15 protein-coding genes and 1 riboswitch are annotated in these 20,587 nt (G+C 72.8%); of the genes, 8 read left to right on the top strand and 7 right to left on the bottom strand.

What is annotated here, in order from left to right; genetic code table 11:
• The first annotated feature begins 132 nt into the window (after positions 1-132).
• Positions 133-1,425 (top strand): PspC domain-containing protein, encoded by a 1,293-nt coding sequence (locus tag ACIRVH_RS30855; RefSeq protein WP_403959912.1) that lies wholly within the window; start codon positions 133-135, stop codon positions 1,423-1,425.
• Positions 1,422-2,153, top strand: a complete 732-nt coding sequence (locus ACIRVH_RS30850; RefSeq protein ID WP_403959910.1) for a LuxR C-terminal-related transcriptional regulator — start codon at positions 1,422-1,424, stop codon at positions 2,151-2,153. Before ACIRVH_RS30855 ends, ACIRVH_RS30850 begins: the two co-directional genes overlap by 4 nt.
• Before the next feature lie 19 nt (positions 2,154-2,172).
• Here ACIRVH_RS30850 and ACIRVH_RS30845 read toward each other — a convergent pair whose 3' ends face one another.
• Positions 2,173-3,237: an NlpC/P60 family protein gene (locus ACIRVH_RS30845; RefSeq protein ID WP_403960267.1), complete on the bottom strand. Its 1,065-nt coding sequence runs from the start codon at positions 3,235-3,237 to the stop codon at positions 2,173-2,175.
• 417 nt (positions 3,238-3,654) lie between these two features.
• On the opposite strand from ACIRVH_RS30845, the gene ACIRVH_RS30840 reads away from it, so the two are divergent.
• The gene (locus tag ACIRVH_RS30840) at positions 3,655-4,008 is read left to right on the top strand and encodes a hypothetical protein (RefSeq protein WP_403959907.1); all 354 of its coding nucleotides are present in this window, start codon (positions 3,655-3,657) and stop codon (positions 4,006-4,008) included.
• Positions 4,009-4,011: 3 nt separating this feature from the next.
• Here the strand turns inward: ACIRVH_RS30840 and ACIRVH_RS30835 are convergent, their stop codons facing one another.
• Together ACIRVH_RS30835 and ACIRVH_RS30830 are read right to left on the bottom strand one after the other, a co-directional pair.
• The gene (locus tag ACIRVH_RS30835) at positions 4,012-4,980 is read right to left on the bottom strand and encodes a tellurite resistance/C4-dicarboxylate transporter family protein (RefSeq protein WP_403959904.1); all 969 of its coding nucleotides are present in this window, start codon (positions 4,978-4,980) and stop codon (positions 4,012-4,014) included.
• 104 nt (positions 4,981-5,084) lie between these two features.
• A complete protein-coding gene (locus tag ACIRVH_RS30830) occupies positions 5,085-6,281 on the bottom strand; it encodes an NlpC/P60 family protein (RefSeq protein WP_403959902.1) in 1,197 nt (398 codons plus the stop codon).
• Positions 6,282-6,289: 8 nt separating this feature from the next.
• A riboswitch (cyclic di-AMP (ydaO/yuaA leader) is annotated at positions 6,290-6,464 on the bottom strand.
• 262 nt (positions 6,465-6,726) lie between these two features.
• Here ACIRVH_RS30830 and pcrA point away from each other — a divergent pair.
• Entirely contained in the window at positions 6,727-9,219 is a 2,493-nt protein-coding gene (gene pcrA, locus ACIRVH_RS30825; protein ID WP_403959900.1) for a DNA helicase PcrA, read from the top strand.
• 49 nt (positions 9,220-9,268) lie between these two features.
• Here the strand turns inward: pcrA and ACIRVH_RS30820 are convergent, their stop codons facing one another.
• Both ACIRVH_RS30820 and ACIRVH_RS30815 read right to left on the bottom strand, forming a co-directional pair.
• Positions 9,269-10,762 (bottom strand): peptidoglycan DD-metalloendopeptidase family protein, encoded by a 1,494-nt coding sequence (locus ACIRVH_RS30820; RefSeq protein WP_403959897.1) that lies wholly within the window; start codon positions 10,760-10,762, stop codon positions 9,269-9,271.
• Positions 10,763-11,016: 254 nt separating this feature from the next.
• Positions 11,017-11,868 (bottom strand): esterase/lipase family protein, encoded by an 852-nt coding sequence (locus ACIRVH_RS30815; protein ID WP_403959894.1) that lies wholly within the window; start codon positions 11,866-11,868, stop codon positions 11,017-11,019.
• A gap of 225 nt (positions 11,869-12,093) precedes the next feature.
• Here ACIRVH_RS30815 and ACIRVH_RS30810 point away from each other — a divergent pair, with 225 nt between their 5' ends.
• The gene (locus ACIRVH_RS30810; RefSeq protein ID WP_403959891.1) at positions 12,094-12,516 is read left to right on the top strand and encodes a cobalamin B12-binding domain-containing protein; all 423 of its coding nucleotides are present in this window, start codon (positions 12,094-12,096) and stop codon (positions 12,514-12,516) included.
• 103 nt (positions 12,517-12,619) lie between these two features.
• Here ACIRVH_RS30810 and ACIRVH_RS30805 read toward each other — a convergent pair whose 3' ends face one another.
• Positions 12,620-14,272 carry a DUF5691 domain-containing protein gene (locus ACIRVH_RS30805; RefSeq protein WP_403959889.1) on the bottom strand — a complete coding sequence of 551 codons (1,653 nt, stop codon included), beginning with the start codon at positions 14,270-14,272 and terminating at the stop codon, positions 12,620-12,622.
• 40 nt (positions 14,273-14,312) lie between these two features.
• Positions 14,313-15,674: an SWIM zinc finger domain-containing protein gene (locus ACIRVH_RS30800; protein WP_403959886.1), complete on the bottom strand. Its 1,362-nt coding sequence runs from the start codon at positions 15,672-15,674 to the stop codon at positions 14,313-14,315.
• 132 nt (positions 15,675-15,806) lie between these two features.
• On the opposite strand from ACIRVH_RS30800, the gene ACIRVH_RS30795 reads away from it, so the two are divergent.
• The 3 genes from ACIRVH_RS30795 to ACIRVH_RS30785 are packed head-to-tail and all read left to right on the top strand — an operon-like array spanning position 15,807 to position 20,541.
• Entirely contained in the window at positions 15,807-16,937 is a 1,131-nt protein-coding gene (locus tag ACIRVH_RS30795) for an AAA family ATPase (protein WP_403959884.1), read from the top strand.
• Positions 16,934-19,354, top strand: coding sequence for a DUF5682 family protein (locus tag ACIRVH_RS30790; RefSeq protein ID WP_403959882.1), 2,421 nt, complete (start codon positions 16,934-16,936; stop codon positions 19,352-19,354). Before ACIRVH_RS30795 ends, ACIRVH_RS30790 begins: the two co-directional genes overlap by 4 nt.
• Positions 19,351-20,541 (top strand): VWA domain-containing protein, encoded by a 1,191-nt coding sequence (locus tag ACIRVH_RS30785; RefSeq protein WP_403959880.1) that lies wholly within the window; start codon positions 19,351-19,353, stop codon positions 20,539-20,541. Before ACIRVH_RS30790 ends, ACIRVH_RS30785 begins: the two co-directional genes overlap by 4 nt.
• Positions 20,542-20,587: the final 46 nt, after the last annotated feature.

Here is a 20,587-nt window from a genome sequence, read left to right as displayed (position 1 = left end):
GCCCTGAAAAGCGGCGGGGCGGCGTTCGTCACCCGGCCGGCGAGCCGATGCGAACGCCCGGCTCGAAGATCAGGGGAGTCTAGGGGGTCGACCCTGATGCTCCGCGCCCGCGGCCATGTGACCATCGATGGCATGCCGGAAGCCGCAGCCCTGCCCCTCGACGACCCGCGGCCGCCGCGCAAGCTCTACCGCAGCAGCGACGGACGCTGGCTCGGCGGAGTGGCGCGGGGCCTCGCCGGGCATCTCGGGCTGCCCGTGATCTGGGTCCGGCTCGCCTTCGTCGGCCTGTTCATGGCGAACGGACTCGGAGCGCTGCTGTACGCCGCGTTCTGGTTCTTCGTGCCGCTCGGCGTCGGCGGCGTCGGCGACCAGAAGCCGCAGCCGCCGGCGGGCACCGCGGCCTCGCCGGAGGGCCGCCGCCGACTGCTGGCCCGCAAGCCGGACAAGGGCCAGATCGTCGCCCTGCTCCTCATGGTCATCGTGTCCATGGTCTTCGTGGGCAGCATCAACCTGACCAGTGCCGCCAAGGCGTATCTGCTGCCCGCCGTCCTGGTCGCGGCCGGTGTCGCCCTCGTCTGGCGTCAGGCGGACAACGCCCGCCGCGCCCGCTGGGTCGAGGTCGGCAGCCGACGCCGCACCCTCACGCTGTTGCGCGCGGGCGCCGGCGTCCTGCTGGTCACCGCCGGCGTCTCCGCGATCTTCGTCATGCAGGGCTCGGCCGCCCACCTCGGCGCGGTCCTCCAGGCGGCACTCGTGGTCCTCGTCGGCATCACGCTGCTCGCCGGCCCCTACCTGGTCCGCATGACCCAGGACCTCTCCGAGGAACGCCTGATGCGCATCCGCGCCCAGGAGCGAGCCGAGGTCGCAGCCCACGTCCACGACTCCGTGCTGCACACCCTCACCCTGATCCAGCGCAACGCCGACAACGCGGGCGAGGTCCGGCGCCTCGCCCGCGCGCAGGAGCGGGACCTGCGCACCTGGCTGTACAAGCCGGAGGGCACCGGCAAGGACGAGGCCGACGAGCCGGACACGGTCGCCGAGGCGGTGCGGCGCAACGCGGCCGAGGTCGAGGACAAGCACGGTGTGCCCATCGAGGTGGTCGTGGTCGGCGACTGCCCGCTGGACGAGAGGACCGCCGCACAGATGCAGGCAGCGCGCGAGGCCATGGTCAACGCCGCCAAGTACGGTGGCGACGGCGGTGCCGTGCAGGTCTATGCCGAAGTCGAGGGGAGGACGGTCTTCGTGTCCGTCCGTGACCGCGGTCCGGGCTTCGACCTCGACTCGATACCCGCCGACCGCATGGGCGTTAGAGAATCGATCATCGGCCGCATGGAGCGCAACGGCGGCACGGCCCGGCTCCGGGCGGTGCCGGGCGGCGGCACGGAGGTCGAGCTGGAGATGGAGAGGGCGGAGAAGACGTCATGAGCGACGCGACCGAGTCGAACGGTACGGCGGGAGCGGCGGAGCCGGCCGGGTCCGGCCCCGCCGGGAAGCGGCACGTGCGCGTGGTGCTCGTCGACGACCACCGCATGTTCCGCACCGGGGTGCAGGCCGAGATCGGGCAGACCGCCGAGACCGGCGTGGAGGTGGTCGGGGAGGCCGCGGACGTCGACCAGGCGGTCACGGTCATCACCGCGACCCGGCCCGAGGTGGTCCTCCTCGACGTCCACCTGCCGGGCGGCGGCGGGGTCGAAGTGCTGCGCCGGTGCGCCGGGTTGATGGCGGACGCCGAGCAGCCGGTGCGCTTCCTCGCGCTGTCCGTGTCGGACGCGGCGGAGGACGTGATCGGTGTGATCCGCGGCGGCGCCCGCGGCTATGTCACCAAGACCATCACCGGCACCGACCTGGTCGACTCGATCTTCCGGGTCCAGGAGGGCGACGCCGTCTTCTCCCCGCGGCTGGCCGGATTCGTCCTGGACGCCTTCGCCTCCACCGACGCCCCGCCGGTCGACGAGGACCTGGACCGCCTCACCCAGCGCGAGCGGGAGGTGCTGCGCCTGATCGCCCGGGGCTACGCCTACAAGGAGATCGCCAAGCAGCTGTTCATCTCGGTGAAGACGGTCGAGTCCCATGTCTCGGCGGTCCTGCGCAAGCTCCAGCTGTCCAACCGTCACGAGCTGACCCGCTGGGCCACGGCCCGCCGTCTGGTCTGACCCTGCCGGGCAGCCGCACTCACGCCACCCGGGTGGCCCCCGCGAACGGCATCTGGTCGATGGGGGCCACCCGGACCGGTGCCGAGGGGTTCGGGGCGTGGATCATCTGGCCGTTGCCGATGTAGAGGCCCACATGGCTGATGCCGGAGTAGAAGAACACCAGATCGCCGGGCTGGAGTTCCGAGCGGGAGACCCGCCGGCCCGCGTTGATCTGGGCGTATGTGGTGCGGGGCAAGGAGACGCCGGCGGAGCGGTAGGCGGCCTGGACCAGGCCCGAGCAGTCGAAGGCGTCCGGGCCGGTCGCGCCCCACACATAGGGGCTGCCGAGCTTCTGGTAGGCGTAGGCGACGGCTGCCGCCGCGCGCGAGCCGGGGGCGGCGGGGGAGTCCGGCGGGTCCAGGTCCGGGCGGGCGTCCGGGGCCGAGCGCGAGGCGTGTCCCGCCGCGGTGCCGTCGCCGGTGACCTGGGCCCGCTGCGCCGGAGTGAGCCGGGCCAGCAGGTCGCGCGCCTTGGCCAGTTTCCCGGTGACGGTCTTCTTCTGCCGCTTCAGCTCCGCCTGCCGTGACCGCAGCGCGTTCAGCTCGATCCGGGCGGCGCCGCGCAACTGCTCGATCTCCCGCAGCTGTTCGCGCACCCGCGCCACCGCCCCGGCCTGCCGGTCGCCGGCCCGCTCCGCGAACGCGGCCCCGTCCAGGTACCGGTCGGGGTCGCTGGACAGGGCGAGCTGCCAGGAGGGGTCGATCCCGCCCTGGCGGTACTGTGCCGCCGCGTACGAACCCAGCGCGTCCCGGGCCGCGTTGAGCTTGTCCTGCTTCCGGGCGGTCTCGTCCCGCAGCGAGTTCAGCCGCCGCTGTGCCGTGTCCGCCTTCTCCTTCGCGCCGTTGTACTTCTCGGTGGCGGTCTCCGCCTCCTGGTACAGCTTGTCCACCTTGGCCTTCACCTGCGTCGGTGTCAGCTGCGGCTCGGCCTGGCCGGTTCCGTCGAAGGCCGTCGCGGTGGCCGCGCCCGCCAGAGCGAGGGTGACGGCCGTGCGGGCCGTGTTCCCGCCGAGCGAGCGCTGTCGGGGCTTGCGGTGCGCTGCCACCTGGACCGTCACGTCCTTCCGTAGGACTCCTGCGACCGAACGAGCGGTGCGTCCGGCGACGGCCCGCACAGGGGGAGCGGGCCGCCGCCGGACCTTTCTCGGCGGTGGTGCCCGACTGCCGCCCCTGGCCCGGGCGGCGGTGGGGAGCCGGTCACCTGGGGGAGGACGCTAAACCCGGGTGTGACGGGTTGGTAACGCGGAGTGCGTAACTGACCTTGAGCGATCAAAATGTGACCGCATGTGACCAGATTTCTGGTCTGGAGTCGTCGCCTTCACGCAGCGTGGTGACCGATGCGCGGAATGCGGGACGCGCGGGAGTCATGTGCTGCTATGGGGCGCATATATGCAAGGTCCACTGATGCTCCCGGCGGGCCCGGTGACAGAGGGCTGCAGGGCCCCTGATTAGGCTCCGGACTCATGGACGTACTCATCCATCTCTTCGTCGGCCTGCACATCATCGGCATCGCCGCGCTGCTCGGCGGTTTCCTCACCCAGATGAAGGCGATGGGCCAGGGCACGGCCCGCTTCGTCCCCGGAATGCTGCACGGCGCGTTCACCATGCTGGTCACGGGTGTGGCCCTGGTCGGCCTCAACCAGGCCGAGGGCCACCACCTCAACACCATCAAGATCGGCGTGAAGCTGGCCCTGCTGATCGTGATCCTCGGGCTGGTGTACGTGAAGCGCGACGAGGAGAAGGTGGACAAGAGCCTCTTCGGGCTGGTCGGCCTGCTGACCACGGCGAACATCTTCATCGCCGTGCTGTGGACGTGACGCTCAGCGCCGTCCGCTGATCCCGGCGCGGGCCGCGAGGGCCGCGCCGGCCGCGACCGTGACCCACGCGGCCACCGCCACCCACACCAGCACCCGCCCCGGCCCCTTCAGCCACCCGATGCCCACGGCGGCCGCCACCGACAGCGTGGCCGCCCCGGTCATCCCCATGGGGAACACCGTCGCCCAGCGCCGCATGTCGTAGCGCAGGCGCGGCCGGGCCACCTCGGCGGCCAGCAGGACCACGTAGCAGGACAGGTCCAGGACGAGCAGCGTCACCGTCACGTTCCGCAGCACGCCCCGGTCGTCGTCGTTCCACAGGTACAGCCGCCGGCTGTCGGCGGAGAGCAGCTTCGCCCCGGCCAGCCCCGAGATGGCGAGCGCCCCGCCCGCGATCCAGTGGTCCCCGGCCCCCTCGAGGACCTGCCGCGGATCGAAGCGCAGCAGGGCGAGGCCGTAGAGCACCAGGCCCAGCCAGAACAGCACCAGCGCGGCGTGCGCGAGCCATGCCGTCGTCTCGGCCGCGGCCAGCGTGGCCGCCAGCACCGCAAGCCCCTGTGTGGCCACACAGCACAGGAACACCGCTCCGGTCATGTGCCGCTCCCAGTGCTGTACGACCAGGTACAGCAGCACCGGCCAGAGCACCATGGCCAGTGCCAGCGCCGCCTCGGCCAGGGTTTGCCGGCCCAGCGCCGAGAACTCGGTGCCGAGCACGGCCGTGGCGGCGACGGCGGTGAGCGCGCCCGGGCTGTGCGCCTCGGCCAGCCAGCGCTCCCGCTGGGCCACCAGCCGTACGAGGAAGTCGGCGGCCAGTGCCACCCAGGCGACGCAGGCCAGCCACAGGAAGACCCGGGACACCGTCTCGGCGCCCGTCAGATGCAGGCCCACCGAGACGATGCCGGTCGCCATGACGGCGGCACCCGCCGCCGGCGGACGCCCCGCCCACCACGTACGCAGAGCTGAGATGCCGGGCATGGGCCCGATGCTAGGCAGCCGCGCGGGCGGGGCTCGGAGGCCACGCGCGCGCGTGGCGCTCGAAACCTCGAAAAGGGGACGGTCGGGCTGGACGAAGGGGACGGTCAGGCGGGTCGGACCACGCTGTGGATGATCGATTCACCGCCGTAGTAGATCGACTCCTCGCGGACGTACGCGCCCGGCTTGGGCGCGTGGATCATCATGCCGTTGCCTATGTAGATGCCGACGTGGCTGATGTCGCCGTAGAAGAAGATCAGGTCGCCGGGCTGCGCATCGGCGAGGGAGACCGTGGTGCCCACGTCGACCTGCGCGTAGGTGGTCCGCGGCAGCGAGACGCCGGCGGCCCTCCAGGCGGCCTGGGTGAGGCCCGAGCAGTCGTACGAGCCGGGTCCGGTGGCGCCCCACACGTAGGGCTTCCCGATCTGGGCGCGGGCGAAGGCGATCGCCTTCTCGGCCTTGGTGGCGTACGTCCCGGAGGACGTCGACGAACCGCCGGAGCTGGACGAACCGCCGGAGCTGGACGAGCCGCTCGACGTGGACGAACCGCTCGCCTGCTCCTTGGCCGCTGCCGCCTGTTCCCTGGCCTTGGCCGCTGCCGCCTGCTGCTTGGCCAGCTCCGCGGCCTTGCGCGCCGCCTCCTCCTGCTTCTGCCGTTCGATCGCCGCCAGCCGGGCCTTCTCCTCGGCCGTCAGCTGGGACAGCAGCTTGCGCGCGGAGGCGAGCTTCTTCTGGACGGTGGCCTTGGCCGTCTGCAGTTCGTTCTGCGACTCGGACAGCGTCTGGAGGCTCTTGGCAGCCTCCTGCCGCTTCTTCATGGTCGCGGCCTGCTCGGTGACGTAGGCGTCGACGGCGCTCTTCTGCCGCGAGGTCAGCCGGTTCATCAGCTGGCTCTCGTCGAAGTAGTCCTGGGGACTGTCCGCGAGCAGGAAGGTGGCGGTGTCGGGCGTGGCGGACCCGGTCCGGTACTGGGCGGCGGCGAACGTGCCCAGCTCCTCGCGGGCCTTGTTCATCCGGGCGGTCCGCCGGGCCACCTCGTCGCGCAGGCTGTCGATGTGGGTGCGCTGCTTGCCGGTCTGCTCCTTGGCGGCGTCGTACTTCTCGGTCGCCGACCCCGCCTGGCGGTAGAGGTCGTCGACCTTCTTCTCGACCTCCTCCAGGCTCGGCTTTCCATCGGCTGCGGGAGCGGCGTCGGCCGTCTGGGACAGCACGGCCACGGAGGTGAGGGCGGCGGTGGCGAGGACTGGGGTGCGGAAACCTGCTCCGAGTGTGCCCGCTGGGCGCGGCTTGCGGTGCGACGCCAAGGGAGGCGACTCCTTCCATGTGCCGCCTACCGGGTTAGCTGTCGGGTTCGGGCGTGTGGTCGGAAGGTTTGCCCTACGGCTCTCGTCCCGGGACGGGACGTGTGCCGATTCACCCCAAGGTCTCGGTGGGTCCCCGGCTCCGGGCACCGTACGGGGGTGCGCCGGACTCGGCGGAGGCCGCGCGGATCGGCGACGTTCGCCGGAAGGGGGCGTGCGGCCCGCCCCGCAACCTAGCCAACTGGTGTGTCTCGTGTGAAGGTTGGTGCACGATATGTCCGATACATTTTCGTGACCTGAGTGTGGGATCGCTCCCGTGTCACGGGGTGATTCCGCTGTGTGAGGGGCTGTTCGGCCGTCCTGGGCGCGAAAGTCCGTTCTTCCCGAACCGGCCATGTTTCCGGGACGGCGGCCGGTTGTCGGTGCGGCGCCCTAGACTCGGAGAGCGATGAGCAGCCTCTTTGACGACAGCTTCCTGGCGGACCTCCAGGCCCCTCGCGGGCGCGAGGAGGAGCCCCCGCCGCCGCCCGAGGACGATCACGCTCCGGAGCCGCTTCCGGACGATCTGTTCGGCGGGAAGTTCGATGTGCCGCCGGACCGGGACACGTACTACCGCGACGGCGCCCCCCGCCCCGCGCTCGACGCGGCCGCACTTCTGGAGGGGCTGAACGAGAACCAGCGCGCGGCGGTCGTCCACGCCGGCTCCCCGCTGCTCATCGTCGCCGGCGCCGGCTCCGGCAAGACCCGTGTGCTCACCCACCGCATCGCCCACCTGCTCGCCGAGCGGAACGTGCACCCGGGCCAGATCCTCGCGATCACCTTCACCAACAAGGCCGCGGGCGAGATGAAGGAGCGCGTCGAGCAGCTCGTCGGCCCGCGCGCGAACGCGATGTGGGTGATGACCTTCCACAGCGCGTGCGTACGCATCCTCCGGCGCGAGTCGAAGAAGCTCGGCTTCACGTCGAGCTTCTCCATCTACGACGCCGCCGACAGCAAGCGCCTGATGGCCCTGGTCTGCCGCGATCTGGACCTCGACCCCAAGCGCTTCCCGCCCAAGTCCTTCAGCGCCAAGATCAGCAACCTCAAGAACGAGCTGATCGACGAGGAGGACTTCGCCGCCCAGGCCGCCGACGGCTTCGAGAAGACCCTCGCCCAGGCCTACGCGCTCTACCAGTCGCGGCTGCGCGAGGCCAACGCGCTCGACTTCGACGACCTGATCATGACGACGGTCAACCTGCTGCGCGCCTTCCCGGACGTCGCCGAGCACTACCGCCGCCGCTTCCGGCACGTCCTGGTCGACGAGTACCAGGACACCAACCACGCCCAGTACGCGCTGGTGCGCGAGCTGGTCGGCACCGGCGAGCATGCCCCCGAGGGCATCGACGCGCCGCCGAACGAGTACGACCTGCCGCCCGCCGAACTCTGCGTCGTGGGCGACGCGGACCAGTCGATCTACGCCTTCCGGGGCGCGACCATCCGCAACATCCTCCAGTTCGAGGAGGACTACCCGAACGCGACGACGATCCTGCTGGAGCAGAACTACCGCTCCACGCAGACCATCCTGTCCGCCGCCAACGCGGTCATCGAGCGCAACGAGTCCCGCCGCCCGAAGAACCTGTGGACCAACGCCGGCCAGGGCGCCCGGATCACCGGCTACGTCGCCGACACCGAGCACGACGAGGCCCAGTTCGTCGCCGACGAGATAGACCGCCTCACGGACGCGGGCGAGGCGAAGTCCGGGGACGTCGCGGTCTTCTACCGCACCAACGCCCAGTCCCGTGTCTTCGAAGAGGTCTTCATCCGTGTCGGCCTGCCCTACAAGGTCGTCGGCGGCGTCCGCTTCTACGAGCGCAAGGAGGTCCGGGACGTCCTGGCCTACCTGCGCGTCCTCGCCAACCCCGAGGACTCGGTGCCGCTGCGCCGCATTCTCAACGTCCCCAAGCGGGGCATCGGCGAGCGCGCCGAGGCGATGATCGACGCCCTCTCCCAGCGCGAGAAGATCAGCTTCCCGCAGGCCCTGAAGCGCGTGGACGAGGCGTACGGCATGGCCGCGCGGTCCACCAACGCGGTCAAGCGGTTCAACACGCTGATGGAGGACCTGCGCACGATCGTGGAGTCCGGCGCGGGACCGGCGACCGTCCTGGAGGCGGTGCTCGAACGCACCGGCTACCTGGCCGAGTTGCAGGCCTCGACCGACCCGCAGGACGAGACCCGCATCGAGAACCTCCAGGAACTCGCGGCCGTGGCCCTGGAGTTCGAGCAGGGCCGCGGCGAGGGCGAGTCGGTGGCGCTGTCCGACTTCCTGGAGCAGGTCGCGCTGGTCGCCGACTCCGACCAGATCCCCGACGAGGACGAGGAAGGCTCCGGCGTCATCACCCTGATGACCCTGCACACCGCCAAGGGCCTGGAGTTCCCGGTCGTCTTCCTGACCGGCATGGAGGACGGCGTCTTCCCGCACATGCGCGCCCTCGGCCAGACCAAGGAGCTGGAGGAGGAGCGGCGGCTGGCGTACGTCGGCATCACGCGCGCGCGGGAGCGGCTCTACCTCACCCGGTCCACGTTGCGCAGCGCCTGGGGCCAGCCGTCGTACAACCCGCCCTCCCGCTTCCTGGAGGAGATCCCGGCCGCCCATCTGGAGTGGAAGCGGACGGGAGCCACCGCCCCGGTGTCCTCCGGGCCGGCCTCCGGGATCGCGGCCTCGCTGTCCTCGTCCCGCTCCCGCTCGTCGGCGGCGGGTGCGTCCGGGTTCGCCACCCGGCGGGCCTCCGAGAAGCCGGTGGTGTCCCTGGCCGTCGGTGACCGGGTCACCCACGACCAGTTCGGGCTCGGCACGGTCGTCGCGGTGGCGGGCGTGGAGGACAAGGCCCAGGCGACGATCGACTTCGGGGACGGGAAACCGAAGCGGCTGCTGCTGCGGTACGCGCCGGTGGAGAAGCTGTAGGGAGACGAGTGAGCCCCGCCGGATCGGCGGGGCTCGGTTCGTCGGAGGCTCAGGTCGGGTCCAGGTCGTGGCTGCGCAGCCACGGCAGGGGGTCTATGGCCGCCCCGCCCGCCGGACGTACCTCGAAGTGCAGGTGCGGCCCGGTGGAGTTGCCCGAGTTGCCGGAGTAGGCGATCGGTTCGCCGGCCTTGACGGACGTGCCGGAGGAGACGCGGTAGCTGGAGAGGTGGCAGTACCAGGTCTCCGTGCCGTCCTTCGCCGTCACGATCATCATGTTGCCGTAGGCGCTGTTCCACTTCGTGGAGACGACGCCGTCCACGGCGGACATCACCGTGGTGCCGTACGAGACCGGGAAGTCGATGCCGGTGTGCACGGACATCCAGTTCACACCGGCCTGGCCGAAGTAGGCGCTGAGCCCGCGCTGAGTGACCGGCAGCGCGAACTTGGGACGCAGCCGCTCCTTGAGCGCGGCCTCCGCGGCCGCCTTCTTCTGCTGCAGTTCCTGCTGCGCCTTCAGGTCGATGCGCTCCTGCGTCCGGCTGGCCCGGTCGGCGAAGTCGTCGGCGCCGGCGGAGAGCTTCCGCAGCTGGGAGTCCAGCTTGCTGTTGGCGACGGACGGCTTCACTGCGTGCGCGTCCGAGGCGGTGGCGGTGGTGTCCTTGCCGCCGTCGGTCAGGCTGCCGACGGAGGCGGCGGCGATCCCGGCGACCCCCATCACGCAGACCGAGGGCACGGCGACGGTCAGCAGCGCGGAGCGCTTGGGAGGCGTACGGCGCCGGGAACGCGCCGCGCTGCGGGAGCCCGCGCGGGGCGCCGGGGCCGGGGTGTCCTCTTCCTGGTCGTCGAGCAGCGTCGGTACGGCGGGCAGCTCGCCCGTGTCGCCCAACGCGCCGCCCTCGGACGGCATTTCGGTGAACTCGCCGACATGCTCGAACGTGGCTGTGGCCTGCTGGTCGAACGGTTCGCCGACCTGCTCGAACGTGGCCGTGGCCTGGTGGTCGAACGGTTCGGCAAACTGCTCGTGCGGCGCGGCCGCGCCGTCGGAGTTCCACTGGGTGGCGTCGTACGCGCCCGTCTCGAACGACTGGGCGCCCCACTCCCACTGCTGGGTGGGGCCGGCGGCGGCGGACTGGTCGGGCTGGAGCCAGGCGTTCGCGTCCCACTGGCCGCTGATGTCGTTACCGGTGGGCTGCGCGGGGACCGACCAGGCGGTGTTGTCGTACACGCCCGAGTCGTAGGCCGCGTGGTGCTGGGCCGCGTACGGGTCGTAGTTCAGGGTCTGGCCGGTGCCGGTCTGCCACTGCGTGGTGTCGTACGCGCCGGTGTGCTGCTCGTTGCCCGGGAGGCCGCCGAAGAGCGGATCGGTGGCGAAGGATCCGGTGCCGGTGGTGCCGCTCGCGAAACCTGTGGCGTCGTAGCCGCCGTACGTGGTGAGGTCGTCGTACTGGGTTCCCTGTGCCCCGTACTGCGCGTAGTGCGCGGCGGAGGCGTCGGAAGCCGGGGCCGGGGTGGTCATGGTCCCCGACGGGTGACGGTCGTTCACCAACTTCTCTTTCGCCTCGACAACAGGGGCTGCCAGAGCAGTGCGGCGACTGTACCCGGCGGTACGAGGGCGCGACAATCTTCGGCCGGTTTCGCGTGGGCCGGAAACGGGCAATCAGCCGTGTTTTGGCGGACGGCGGGCACGAGTTTGGCCTTGTGTTCGAAGAGTGTTCGATGTCAGGTGACCGTACGTCACCTGTGGACCGGCTGTGCCGCGCCCATGCCGCGCCCCGACCGCCCGTCCGGCCGCCGCCCTCAGGCCACCGTCAGGCCGTCGCTGAGCGGTTCCTCGGGGAGGGTGTTGTCGAGCGCGTCCCGTATCCCGGCCGCCACCGCGGGGTGCACCGGCAGCGCGAGATGCCCGATCCCGGTCACCCGGACGTTCAGGACGTCCAGGTCGGGGTGGTCGATGCAGGCCGTCTCCAGCGGGTCCATCACGGAGTCGAGGTCGCTCCAGAAGCTGACGAACCGCGTCCGGCAGCCCGGTGCGGGCCGGGTCAGCTCCTCGATCACCTCCGAGCCGGGCCGCATCTGGCGCACGATCGGATGGGCGCTGGCCAGCGGCACGGCACGGGTGCCGGAGTGCGGGGTGCCCAGGGTGACCAGGGTGCGCACCCGCAGGTCACCGCCCAGGCACTGTACGTAATAACGGGCGATCAGCCCGCCGAGGCTGTGCCCCACGATGTCGACCTGGGCGTTTCCGGTGCGCTCGCAGATCTCCTCGACGTGCCGCCCCAGCAGTTCGGCGGCGGTGCGAATGTCGCAGGTCAGCGGGGAGTAGTTGAGCGATTCGACGCGCTGCCTGCCGTTCCGGACGAGGTTGCGGCGCAGCAGGACGAAGACCGAGCGGTTGTCGATGAAGCCGTGCAGCAGCACGACCGGCGCTCCGGGCCGGTCGGGCAGCCGTGTGGCGCCGTCCTCGCAGGGGAGCGCGGGGGAGCGGCGCTCCTGGGTGAGGCCGGTCGGATACAGCAGCAGGTGGCCGGCCAGGATCGCGGCCTCGAGCGCGGTCGCCTTGAGGAGGGTCATGGACAGCTCGACCAGTCTGCCGGGCCACAGGCGCCGGTAGAGCGGGAGGAAGAGTGGCAGTACCCCGGTGACCTTCATGGGCCGACCTCCTGTCGGCACACGGAGAGACGGCTCGATCCCCCGTGCGCCCTCATGTCCCACCGTGTGATTTCCCCCTCGCTGCGCACCGTAAAACCGCCGGTTGCGGGATGCTGGAGATAACGTTCGTTCACTTCCCGACGGGTGGCGGAACGTGCCAGATATGCGGTACTTGTCGGTACGGACGGAAGCGGCCGCTTCCGTGGTCGCTTGATGGAGGCAGTGATGGGTGTGGCAGCCGGTCCGATCCGCGTGGTGGTCGCCAAGCCGGGGCTCGACGGCCACGATCGTGGGGCCAAGGTCATCGCGCGGGCGCTGCGCGACGCCGGTATGGAGGTCATCTACACCGGGCTTCACCAGACGCCGGAACAGATCGTCGGCACCGCCATCCAGGAGGACGCCGACGCGATCGGCCTGTCCATCCTCTCGGGCGCCCACAACACCCTCTTCGCCGCCGTCATCGACCTCCTCAAGGAGCGCGACGCCGCGGACATCCTCGTCTTCGGCGGCGGCATCATCCCGGAGGAGGACATCCCGCCGCTGAAGGAGAAGGGGGTCGCGGCGATCTTCACGCCCGGCGCGACCACCACGGCGATCGTGGAGTGGGTCCGGGAGAACGCGCGTCAGCCGGCCGCGTCCGGGGGCTGAGCCAGTGCCTCCGGCGGTTTGGTCGACGTTGCGCCGAGCTGTCGTTGCGGCCACTGGGGGCTGCCGCCCCCAGACCCCGGCTTCGGCCTGAACGGCCTCGTCCTCAAGCGCCGGACGGGCTGTTGATGCCGACCGGCGCCAGTTCCTCGGCCATTGCCGCTCGCAACCTCAGCGTCGCCATGAGCCGCTGGAACGCCTCCGCCCAGTAGCCCCCGGCGCCGGGCGAGGCGTCCTCGCGCTCGTCGGGTATCGCCAGCAGGCCGTCCAGACGGGTGGCCTCGGCCGGGTCCAGGCAGCGCTCGGCCAGCCCCATCACCCCGCTGAAGCTCCAGGGGTAACTGCCCGCGTCCCGGGCGATGTCGAGGGCGTCCACCACGGCCCGGCCGAGCGGGGCGCCCCAGGGGACGTCGCACACCCCGAGCAGCTGGAACGCCTCGGACAGGCCGTGGGTCGCGATGAATCCCGCCACCCACTCGGCCCGCTCCCCGTCCCCCAGCGTGGCCAGCAGCTTCGCCCGCTCCGCCAGGGACACCGCCCCCGGCCCGCCGGCCTCCGGCGCCGACGGCACCCCGAGCAGCACCCTCGACCACGCGGCGTCCTGCTGCCGCACCGCCGCCCGGCACCAGGCCGCGTGCAGTTCGCCCCGCCAGCCGTCGGCCACCGGCAGCGCCACGATCTGCTCCGGGGTACGTCCGCCCAGCCGGCCCGGCCAGGCGCCGAGCGGTGCCGCCTCCACCAACTGACCCAGCCACCAAGACCGTTCGCCTCGGCCTGTCGGGGGTTTGGCCGCCACGCCGTCCCGCTCCATGTCCGGGTCGCATTCGGGGGGTGCCTCCACGACGATCGTGGGCTTGTGCCCCATGTGATCGACGGCCACGCAGGCGATGGCCCGCACCGCCATCCGTGCGGCGAGCGCCGAGCCCGGCAGTGCGGACAGCAGCTCCGCCGCCGTGGCCCGGACGTTGCGGCTGCGATCCCCCAGGGCCTGCTCGAAGAAGGGCTCGTCCTCGGCGGACAGGCCCGTGCGCAACGCGTCGAGGAACATCAGCCGGTCCTCGGCCCGCTCCGTCGCCCAGGTCGCGGTCAGCAGCTCCCGGGCGGGGCCGGGCGTGCGGGCGCGCAGCGCGGACAGCAGGGCGACGCGCTCGGCGAACAGGCCCTCCTGCCACAGCCGTTGCACCGCCTCGTCGTCCTCGGGGTCGGGCAGCGTCGCTCCGCCGCCCGGTGCCGAGCGCAGGGCGAACCGCCAGTCCGGGTTCAGCCGGGCCAGCCACAGGGCCCGCGGCCCCGCGAACGGCAGCGCCGCCGGCCGCAGGTCCGTACGGCCCCGGGCGGCGTCCAGCAGTGCGGGCAGCACCTGCGGGGGTGCCGCGTACCCATGGGCGTTGGCCGCCGCGAGCCACTGCGGGAGCAGCTCCATGAGATCCGGTGCGCTGCCCCGTCTGCCACCGCCTGCGCCGCCGGAGCGGTCGGCCAGCAGCAGGGCGAGCCTGCGCGCGGCGGCGGCGGGCAGCGCCGGACGCCGGTCCTCGGGAGCGGGTTCCTGCCGCTGCGCGGCCGGTCCGGGCCGCAGCCCCGCGCGTCGGCGCAGGGTGGCCACGGCGGCGGCGTCCAGCAGGGCCACGGGCGCCTCCCGCCCGGGCACGGCCGGCGCAGAGGGGCGCCGGTCGGTGCCGAGGAGGGCGGTGGTGACGAGGTCCTCCCAGGAGGGTGGCGTCAGGGCCTGGCCGGCCGTCGCGGTCGAGGTTCCGTGCATCACGTTCCCTTCTCTTCGTGTCCCTCGGTGGCCGGGCCGGTCAGCACAGCGTCACCGGGGCGCCCGGGCCCTCGGGCCAGGCCGTCAGCGGGGTGAAGCCGCGATGGCCGCACTCGCCGAAGACCTTCACGGGGGCGCCGCCGGAGAGGGCGACCAGGCGCCACAGGCCCGGGCGGGAGCGGGCGGACGGGGTGAGCGGGAGCGCCGAGTCCGCTTCGGCGTCGGCCAGTTGCCAGGAGCCCGGTTCGGTGTCCGGCGTCGGTATGACGCGGTCCAGCGTGACCGGGACCGACTCCAGCCAGGGGTCCTCGCGCAGGGCGTCGCCGTAGCGGGCCGCCGCCCGGGCCGTGCTCACGCCCGGCGGGCGCAGGGCGACGGGTGCGGGCGGGGCGTGCTGCTCGCCCAGGGCCGCCCGCAGCTGTCCGGCGCCGGGGAACACGGACAGGTCGGCCTCCAGCGCCAGACCGACCGGCAGTGAGAGTTCCGGTGCCCGGCCGGCCGCGCCGTAGGAGAGGAGCAGCCGGGTGTGGCCCGACTCGGCTCCGTGCAGCCAGATCCGGCGCGTCGTCAGTTTCGGGTCGACCGTGTCGTACTGGGCGAGGACCAGCCAGCGGTCGCGCACCGGCGGGCCGTCCGCCGCAGCGGGCAGGCCGAGCCGGGAGCGGACCGTGTCCGCGAGGGCGTCCGGCAGCCGGTCGCGGCGCAGCCAGCCCTGGTCGAGGAGATGCAGCAGAGCGCACTCCTCCAGCAGGCGCGCCGGCCAGCCCGGACCGGAGGCGGGTACCGCCCCCAACTCCCGGACCCGGGACGCCAGTCCGGGGGCCTGTGCGTCGACCATGCGGGCCGCCGTCTCGTCCCACATCCCGTATCCCGCCTGTTCGGCCGAGGCCAGGCCGCCGCGCAGCAGGTCCGCGAGGCGCTGCTCCAGCTCCGTCGCGCCCGCGGTGACCCGCTCGGCCCGGCGCTCCGCCCGGCGCCGAGCCGCCTCCGGATCAGCGGACCCGGGCGCGGAACTCCCGCCGCTCTCCGTCCGTTTGCTCTCCGCGCGCTTGCGTCTGCCCGAGAGCCACTGCTCGGCCCACTCCGGCGGCTCGGTCACCGCCGGCACCGCGCCGTCCCCCTCCGCCCACAGCAGAAGCAGCCCGAGCGCGTGCTTGCACGGGAACTTCCGGCTCGGGCAACTGCACTTGTACGCGGGCCCGGCGGCGTCCGCGAGGTCCACCACCGTCTGGTACGGCCTGCTGCCACTGCCCTTGCACAGCCCCCACACCGTCCCCTCTCCGCTGCCCGACTCGGACCAGGGTCCGGCCGTGCCCAGCTTGCTTCCCGCCTTGCGTGACGCGGCGTCAGGCGCCAGTGCCAGCACCTGCTCCGCGGTCCAGCGCACCCCCTGCTCAGTCATGCCACCGACGGTAGATCCCGCCACTGACAATCGGCCCTGCGAGCACGTTTGCGCAGGTCGGAGCGATTGTCAGTGGCGTGGTGCACGGTGGATACCAGATCCGAACCGGCCGAGCTGGAGGGGGCCTCAGCCATGACTGTGTCCGTGGAACCGACGTCCGTCGAAGCGAGCGGGAGCAAGGGTCCGCAGGCGTTGCGACCGCATGCCGAGCACGCCTTCGCCGCCGAACTCGCGGCGCTGGCCGCCCAGGACGACCGCCCGCGTCCGGAGCGCTGGAAACTGTCGCCGTGGGCGGTGGCGACCTATCTGCTCGGCGGCACCCTGCCGGACGGCACCGTGATCACACCGAAGTACGTGGGCCCGCGCCGTCTCGTCGAGGTCGCCGTCACCACCCTCGCCACCGACCGCGCGCTGCTGCTGCTCGGCGTGCCCGGCACGGCCAAGACCTGGGTGTCGGAGCACCTGGCGGCCGCGGTCAGCGGCGACTCGACCCTGCTGGTGCAGGGCACGGCGGGCACGCCGGAGGAGGCGATCCGCTACGGCTGGAACTACGCGCAGCTGCTCGCGCACGGCCCGAGCCGCGACGCCCTGGTGCCCAGCCCCGTCATGCGGGCCATGGCCGAGGGCATGACGGCCCGTGTGGAGGAGCTGACCCGCATCCCGGCCGACGTGCAGGACACGCTGATCACGATCCTGTCCGAGAAGACCCTGCCGATCCCGGAGCTGGGCCAGGAGGTGCAGGCGGTCCGCGGCTTCAACCTCATCGCCACCGCCAACGACCGCGACCGCGGCGTCAACGACCTCTCCAGTGCGCTGCGCCGCCGCTTCAACACCGTGGTGCTGCCGCTGCCGGAGAGCGCCGACGCCGAGGTCGACATCGTCACGCGCCGCGTCGAGCAGATCGGCCGCTCTCTCGACCTGCCGGCCGTGCCCGACGGCATCGAGGAGATCCACCGGGTCGTGACGGTCTTCCGCGAGCTGCGCGACGGGACGACCGCCGACGGCCGGACGAAGCTGAAGTCGCCGAGCGGCACGCTGTCCACCGCCGAGGCGATCTCCGTCGTCACCAACGGCCTCGCGCTGGCCGCCCACTTCGGTGACGGCGTGCTGCGCCCGGGCGACGTCGCCGCCGGCATCCTCGGGGCCGTCGTCCGCGACCCGGCGGCCGACCGCGTCATCTGGCAGGAGTACCTGGAGACGGTCGTCCGCGAGCGCGACGGCTGGAAGGACTTCTACCGGGCCTGCCGGGAGGTGAGCGTGTGAGCGACGACTCCACCTGGGGCAGGGCCCGTGCCTCCGGGCCGCTGCTGCTCGGCGTGCGGCACCACGGGCCCGGCTCCGCGCGTGCGGTGCGGGCCGCCCTGGAGGCCGCCCGGCCCGGTGTCGTACTGATCGAGGGGCCGCCCGAGGCCGACGCGCTGATCCCGCTCGCCGCCGACCCGGACATGCGGCCGCCGGTCGCCCTGCTCGGCCACGCCGTGGACGAGCCCGGCCGCTCGGCGTTCTGGCCGCTGGCCGAGTTCAGCCCCGAGTGGGTGGCGATCCGCTGGGCCCTCGAACAGGGTGTCCCGGCCCGCTTCATCGACCTGCCCGCCACCCACACGCTGGCGTGGGAGGCCGAGCCGGAGGCGCCGTCCGACGAGGACGACAAGGGCCACGGGGACGACAGGGGCGGCGAGGACGACGCGGGCACCGAGGGCGACCCGGGCGCGGTGCGGGACCTGCGCGTCGACCCCCTCGCCGTGCTCGCCGAGACCGCCGGGTACGACGATCCCGAGCGCTGGTGGGAGGACGTCGTCGAGCACCGGGGCCCGGGGCGGTCGGACCCCTTTGCGCCGTTCGCCGCGCTGGAGGAGGCCATGACGGCGCTGCGCGAGCGCTACGGCGTTGGCGGGCGGCCCCGCGACCTGGTGCGGGAGGCTCATATGAGGCTCCAAATGCGGGCCGCGCGCAAGGAGTTCGGGGAGGCGGTGGCCGTGGTGTGCGGGGCGTGGCACGTGCCCGCACTGCGGGAGAAGACCGCCGTCACCGCGGACCGGGCGCTGCTGAAGGGGCTGCCCAAGGTCAAGGCCGACCTGACCTGGGTGCCATGGACGCACCGCAGGCTGGCCCGGTCGAGCGGGTACGGCGCCGGGATCGACTCGCCGGGCTGGTACGGGCATCTGTTCCGGGCACCGGACCGGCCGGTCGAGCGGTGGCTGACCAAGGTGGCCGGGCTGCTGCGGGAGGAGGACCGGATCGTCTCCTCCGCGCACGTCATCGAGGCGGTGCGGCTCGCCGGGACCCTCGCGGCCATGCGCGGCCGTCCGCTGCCCGGTCTGAGCGAGACCACCGACGCCGTGCGCGCGGTGATGTGCGACGGCTCGGACGTGCCGCTGGCGCTGGTGCACGACCGGCTGGTGGTCGGGGACGTGCTGGGGGAGGTGCCGGAGGCGGCGCCCGCGGTGCCGTTGCAGCGCGACCTGACCCGGGAGCAGCGCCGGCTGCGGCTCAAGCCGGAGGCGCTGGAGCGCGAGCTGGAGCTGGACCTGCGCAAGGAGACCGACGCCGGCCGCAGCAGGCTGCTGCACCGCCTGCGGCTGCTCGGCGTCGGCTGGGGCGAGCCGGCCGAGTCGCGGGGGAGCACGGGCACCTTCCGGGAGACCTGGCGGCTGCGCTGGGAGCCGGAGCTGTCGGTGCGGGTCGCCGAGGCGGGCGTGTGGGGGACGACCGTGCTCGCCGCGGCCACGGCCAGGGTGGAGGCGGAGGCGACCACCGCGGGAGTCCTCGCGGAGGTCACCGCGCTCGCCGAGCACTGCCTGCCGGCCGGGCTGCCGGACGCGCTGCCGGTGGTGATGCGGGTGCTCGCCGACCGGGCGGCCCTCGACTCGGACGTCGGCCATCTCGCCCAGGCGCTGCCCGCCCTGGTCCGCTCGCTGCGCTACGGCGATGTGCGCGGCACCGACACCGGTGCGCTGGCCGGTGTCGCGGCGGGCCTCGCCGAGCGGGTCTTCGTCGGCCTCCCGCCGGCCTGCACCGCCCTGGACACGGACGCGGCGGAGGAGATGCGCGGTCATGTCGACGCCGTGCACGGCGCCGTGGGACTCCTGGCGGAGACCCTGACCGGCACCCCGGACAGCCGGGGGGACCTGCGCGGCCGCTGGCGCTCCGTGCTGCGCGCCCTGGCCCTGCGGGACACCGTGCCCGGTGTCGTACGGGGGCGGGCCGTCCGGCTGCTGCTGGACGACGGCGAGCTGGAGCCCGAGGAGGCGGCCCGGCTGATGGGCCTGGTGCTCTCGCCGGGGACACCGCCCGCCGACGCGGCCGCCTGGATCGAGGGCTTCGTCGGCGGCGGGGGCGGCATGCTGCTGGTGCACGACGAGCGGCTGCTCGGCCTGGTCGACACCTGGCTGACCGGGGTTCCGGCGGAGGCGTTCACGGACGTACTGCCGCTGCTGCGGCGCACGTTCTCGGCGTACGAGCCCGGAGTGCGCAGAACCCTCGGCGAACTGGTGCGGCGCGGGCCCGGAGGGACGGCCGGCCCGACGGCCCCGGCGGCCGGACCGCCCGGCTTCGCCGCCGAACCGGACACCGAGCGCGCGGACGCCGTGCTGCCGGTGGTACGACTGCTGCTCGGCCTGGACACGGAGCGGGAGCACGTGGCAACTCACGACAACAGCCTTGCGGGGGTGGGCACATGACGACCGAACCGTTGGCGGCCGGGACGCCGGCCGAGTACGCCGACCCCGCGCGTGAGCGGCTGCGGCGCTGGCGGCTGGTGCTCGGCGGCGACCGGGCCGACGGCACCGGATGCGCCCTGTCCGGCCGGGACGCGGCGATGGACGGCACGCTCACCGCGCTGTACGGCAAGGGGGACAAGCCGCAGACCGGGCGGGACCGTTCGGCGGGGCTCGGGGCCTCGGCGCCGTCCGTGGCGCGCTGGCTCGGGGACATCCGCACCTACTTCCCGTCCTCCGTCGTCCAGGTCATGCAGCGCGACGCCATCGACCGGCTCGGGCTGGCCGCGTTGCTGCTGGAGCCGGAGATGCTGGAGGCGGTGGAGGCCGACGTGCACCTGGTCGGCACGCTGCTCTCGCTCAACAAGGCGATGCCGGAGACGACGAAGGAGACGGCGCGGGCGGTCGTGCGCAAGGTGGTCGAGGACCTGGAGAAGCGCCTCGCCACCCGCACCCGGGCCACCCTCACCGGCGCCCTGGACCGCAGCGCGCGCATCAGCCGGCCGCGCCACCACGACATCGACTGGAACCGCACCATCGCGGCCAACCTCAAGCACTACCTGCCCGAGTACCGCACGATCGTGCCGGAGCGGCTCATCGGGTACGGGCGGGCCGCGCAGTCGGTGAAGAAGGAGGTCATCCTCTGCATCGACCAGTCGGGCTCGATGGCGGCGTCCGTGGTCTACGCGTCCGTGTTCGGGGCGGTGCTCGCCTCCATGCGGTCGATCGACACCCGGCTGGTCGTGTTCGACACGGCGGTCGTGGATCTCACCGACCAGCTGGACGACCCGGTCGACGTACTCTTCGGTACCCAGCTCGGCGGCGGCACGGACATCAACCGGGCGCTCGCCTACTGCCAGTCGCAGATCACCCGGCCCGCCGAGACGGTGGTCGTGCTGATCAGCGACCTCTACGAGGGCGGCATCCGCAACGAGATGCTCAAGCGGGTCGCGGCGATGAAGGCGTCCGGGGTGCAGTTCGTCGCCCTGCTCGCGCTGTCGGACGAGGGGGCCCCCGCCTACGACCGTGAGCACGCGGCCGCGCTCGGGGCGCTCGGCGCACCCGCCTTCGCCTGCACGCCCGACCTGTTCCCGGAGGTGATGGCGGCGGCGATCGAGAAGCGCCCGCTGCCCATACCGGACACCGCGTGACGGCGGGCCGGAAAAGGGACATGACTACCCATCGGTAACAGGGGGG

The sequence above is a fragment of the Streptomyces sp. NPDC101165 genome (assembly GCF_044768135.1).
GTDB lineage: Bacteria > Actinomycetota > Actinomycetes > Streptomycetales > Streptomycetaceae > Streptomyces.
Note: the sequence above shows the minus strand (reverse complement) of the source record. Positions and strands in the feature narration are given on the sequence as shown.

Excerpts from the sequence above, each read along its gene's own strand:
- ACIRVH_RS30840 (WP_403959907.1), top strand. The coding sequence starts at position 3,655 with ATGGACGTACTCATCCATCTCTTCGTCGGCCTGCACATCATCGGCATC.
- ACIRVH_RS30795 (WP_403959884.1), top strand. The coding sequence starts at position 15,807 with ATGACTGTGTCCGTGGAACCGACGTCCGTCGAAGCGAGCGGGAGCAAG.
- ACIRVH_RS30810 (WP_403959891.1), top strand. The coding sequence starts at position 12,094 with ATGGGTGTGGCAGCCGGTCCGATCCGCGTGGTGGTCGCCAAGCCGGGG.
- ACIRVH_RS30800 (WP_403959886.1), bottom strand. The coding sequence starts at position 15,674 with ATGACTGAGCAGGGGGTGCGCTGGACCGCGGAGCAGGTGCTGGCACTG.
- ACIRVH_RS30835 (WP_403959904.1), bottom strand. The coding sequence starts at position 4,980 with ATGCCCGGCATCTCAGCTCTGCGTACGTGGTGGGCGGGGCGTCCGCCG.
- ACIRVH_RS30850 (WP_403959910.1), top strand. The coding sequence starts at position 1,422 with ATGAGCGACGCGACCGAGTCGAACGGTACGGCGGGAGCGGCGGAGCCG.
- ACIRVH_RS30815 (WP_403959894.1), bottom strand. The coding sequence starts at position 11,868 with ATGAAGGTCACCGGGGTACTGCCACTCTTCCTCCCGCTCTACCGGCGC.
- pcrA (WP_403959900.1), top strand. The coding sequence starts at position 6,727 with ATGAGCAGCCTCTTTGACGACAGCTTCCTGGCGGACCTCCAGGCCCCT.
- ACIRVH_RS30785 (WP_403959880.1), top strand. The coding sequence starts at position 19,351 with ATGACGACCGAACCGTTGGCGGCCGGGACGCCGGCCGAGTACGCCGAC.
- ACIRVH_RS30855 (WP_403959912.1), top strand. The coding sequence starts at position 133 with ATGCCGGAAGCCGCAGCCCTGCCCCTCGACGACCCGCGGCCGCCGCGC.
- ACIRVH_RS30805 (WP_403959889.1), bottom strand. The coding sequence starts at position 14,272 with ATGCACGGAACCTCGACCGCGACGGCCGGCCAGGCCCTGACGCCACCC.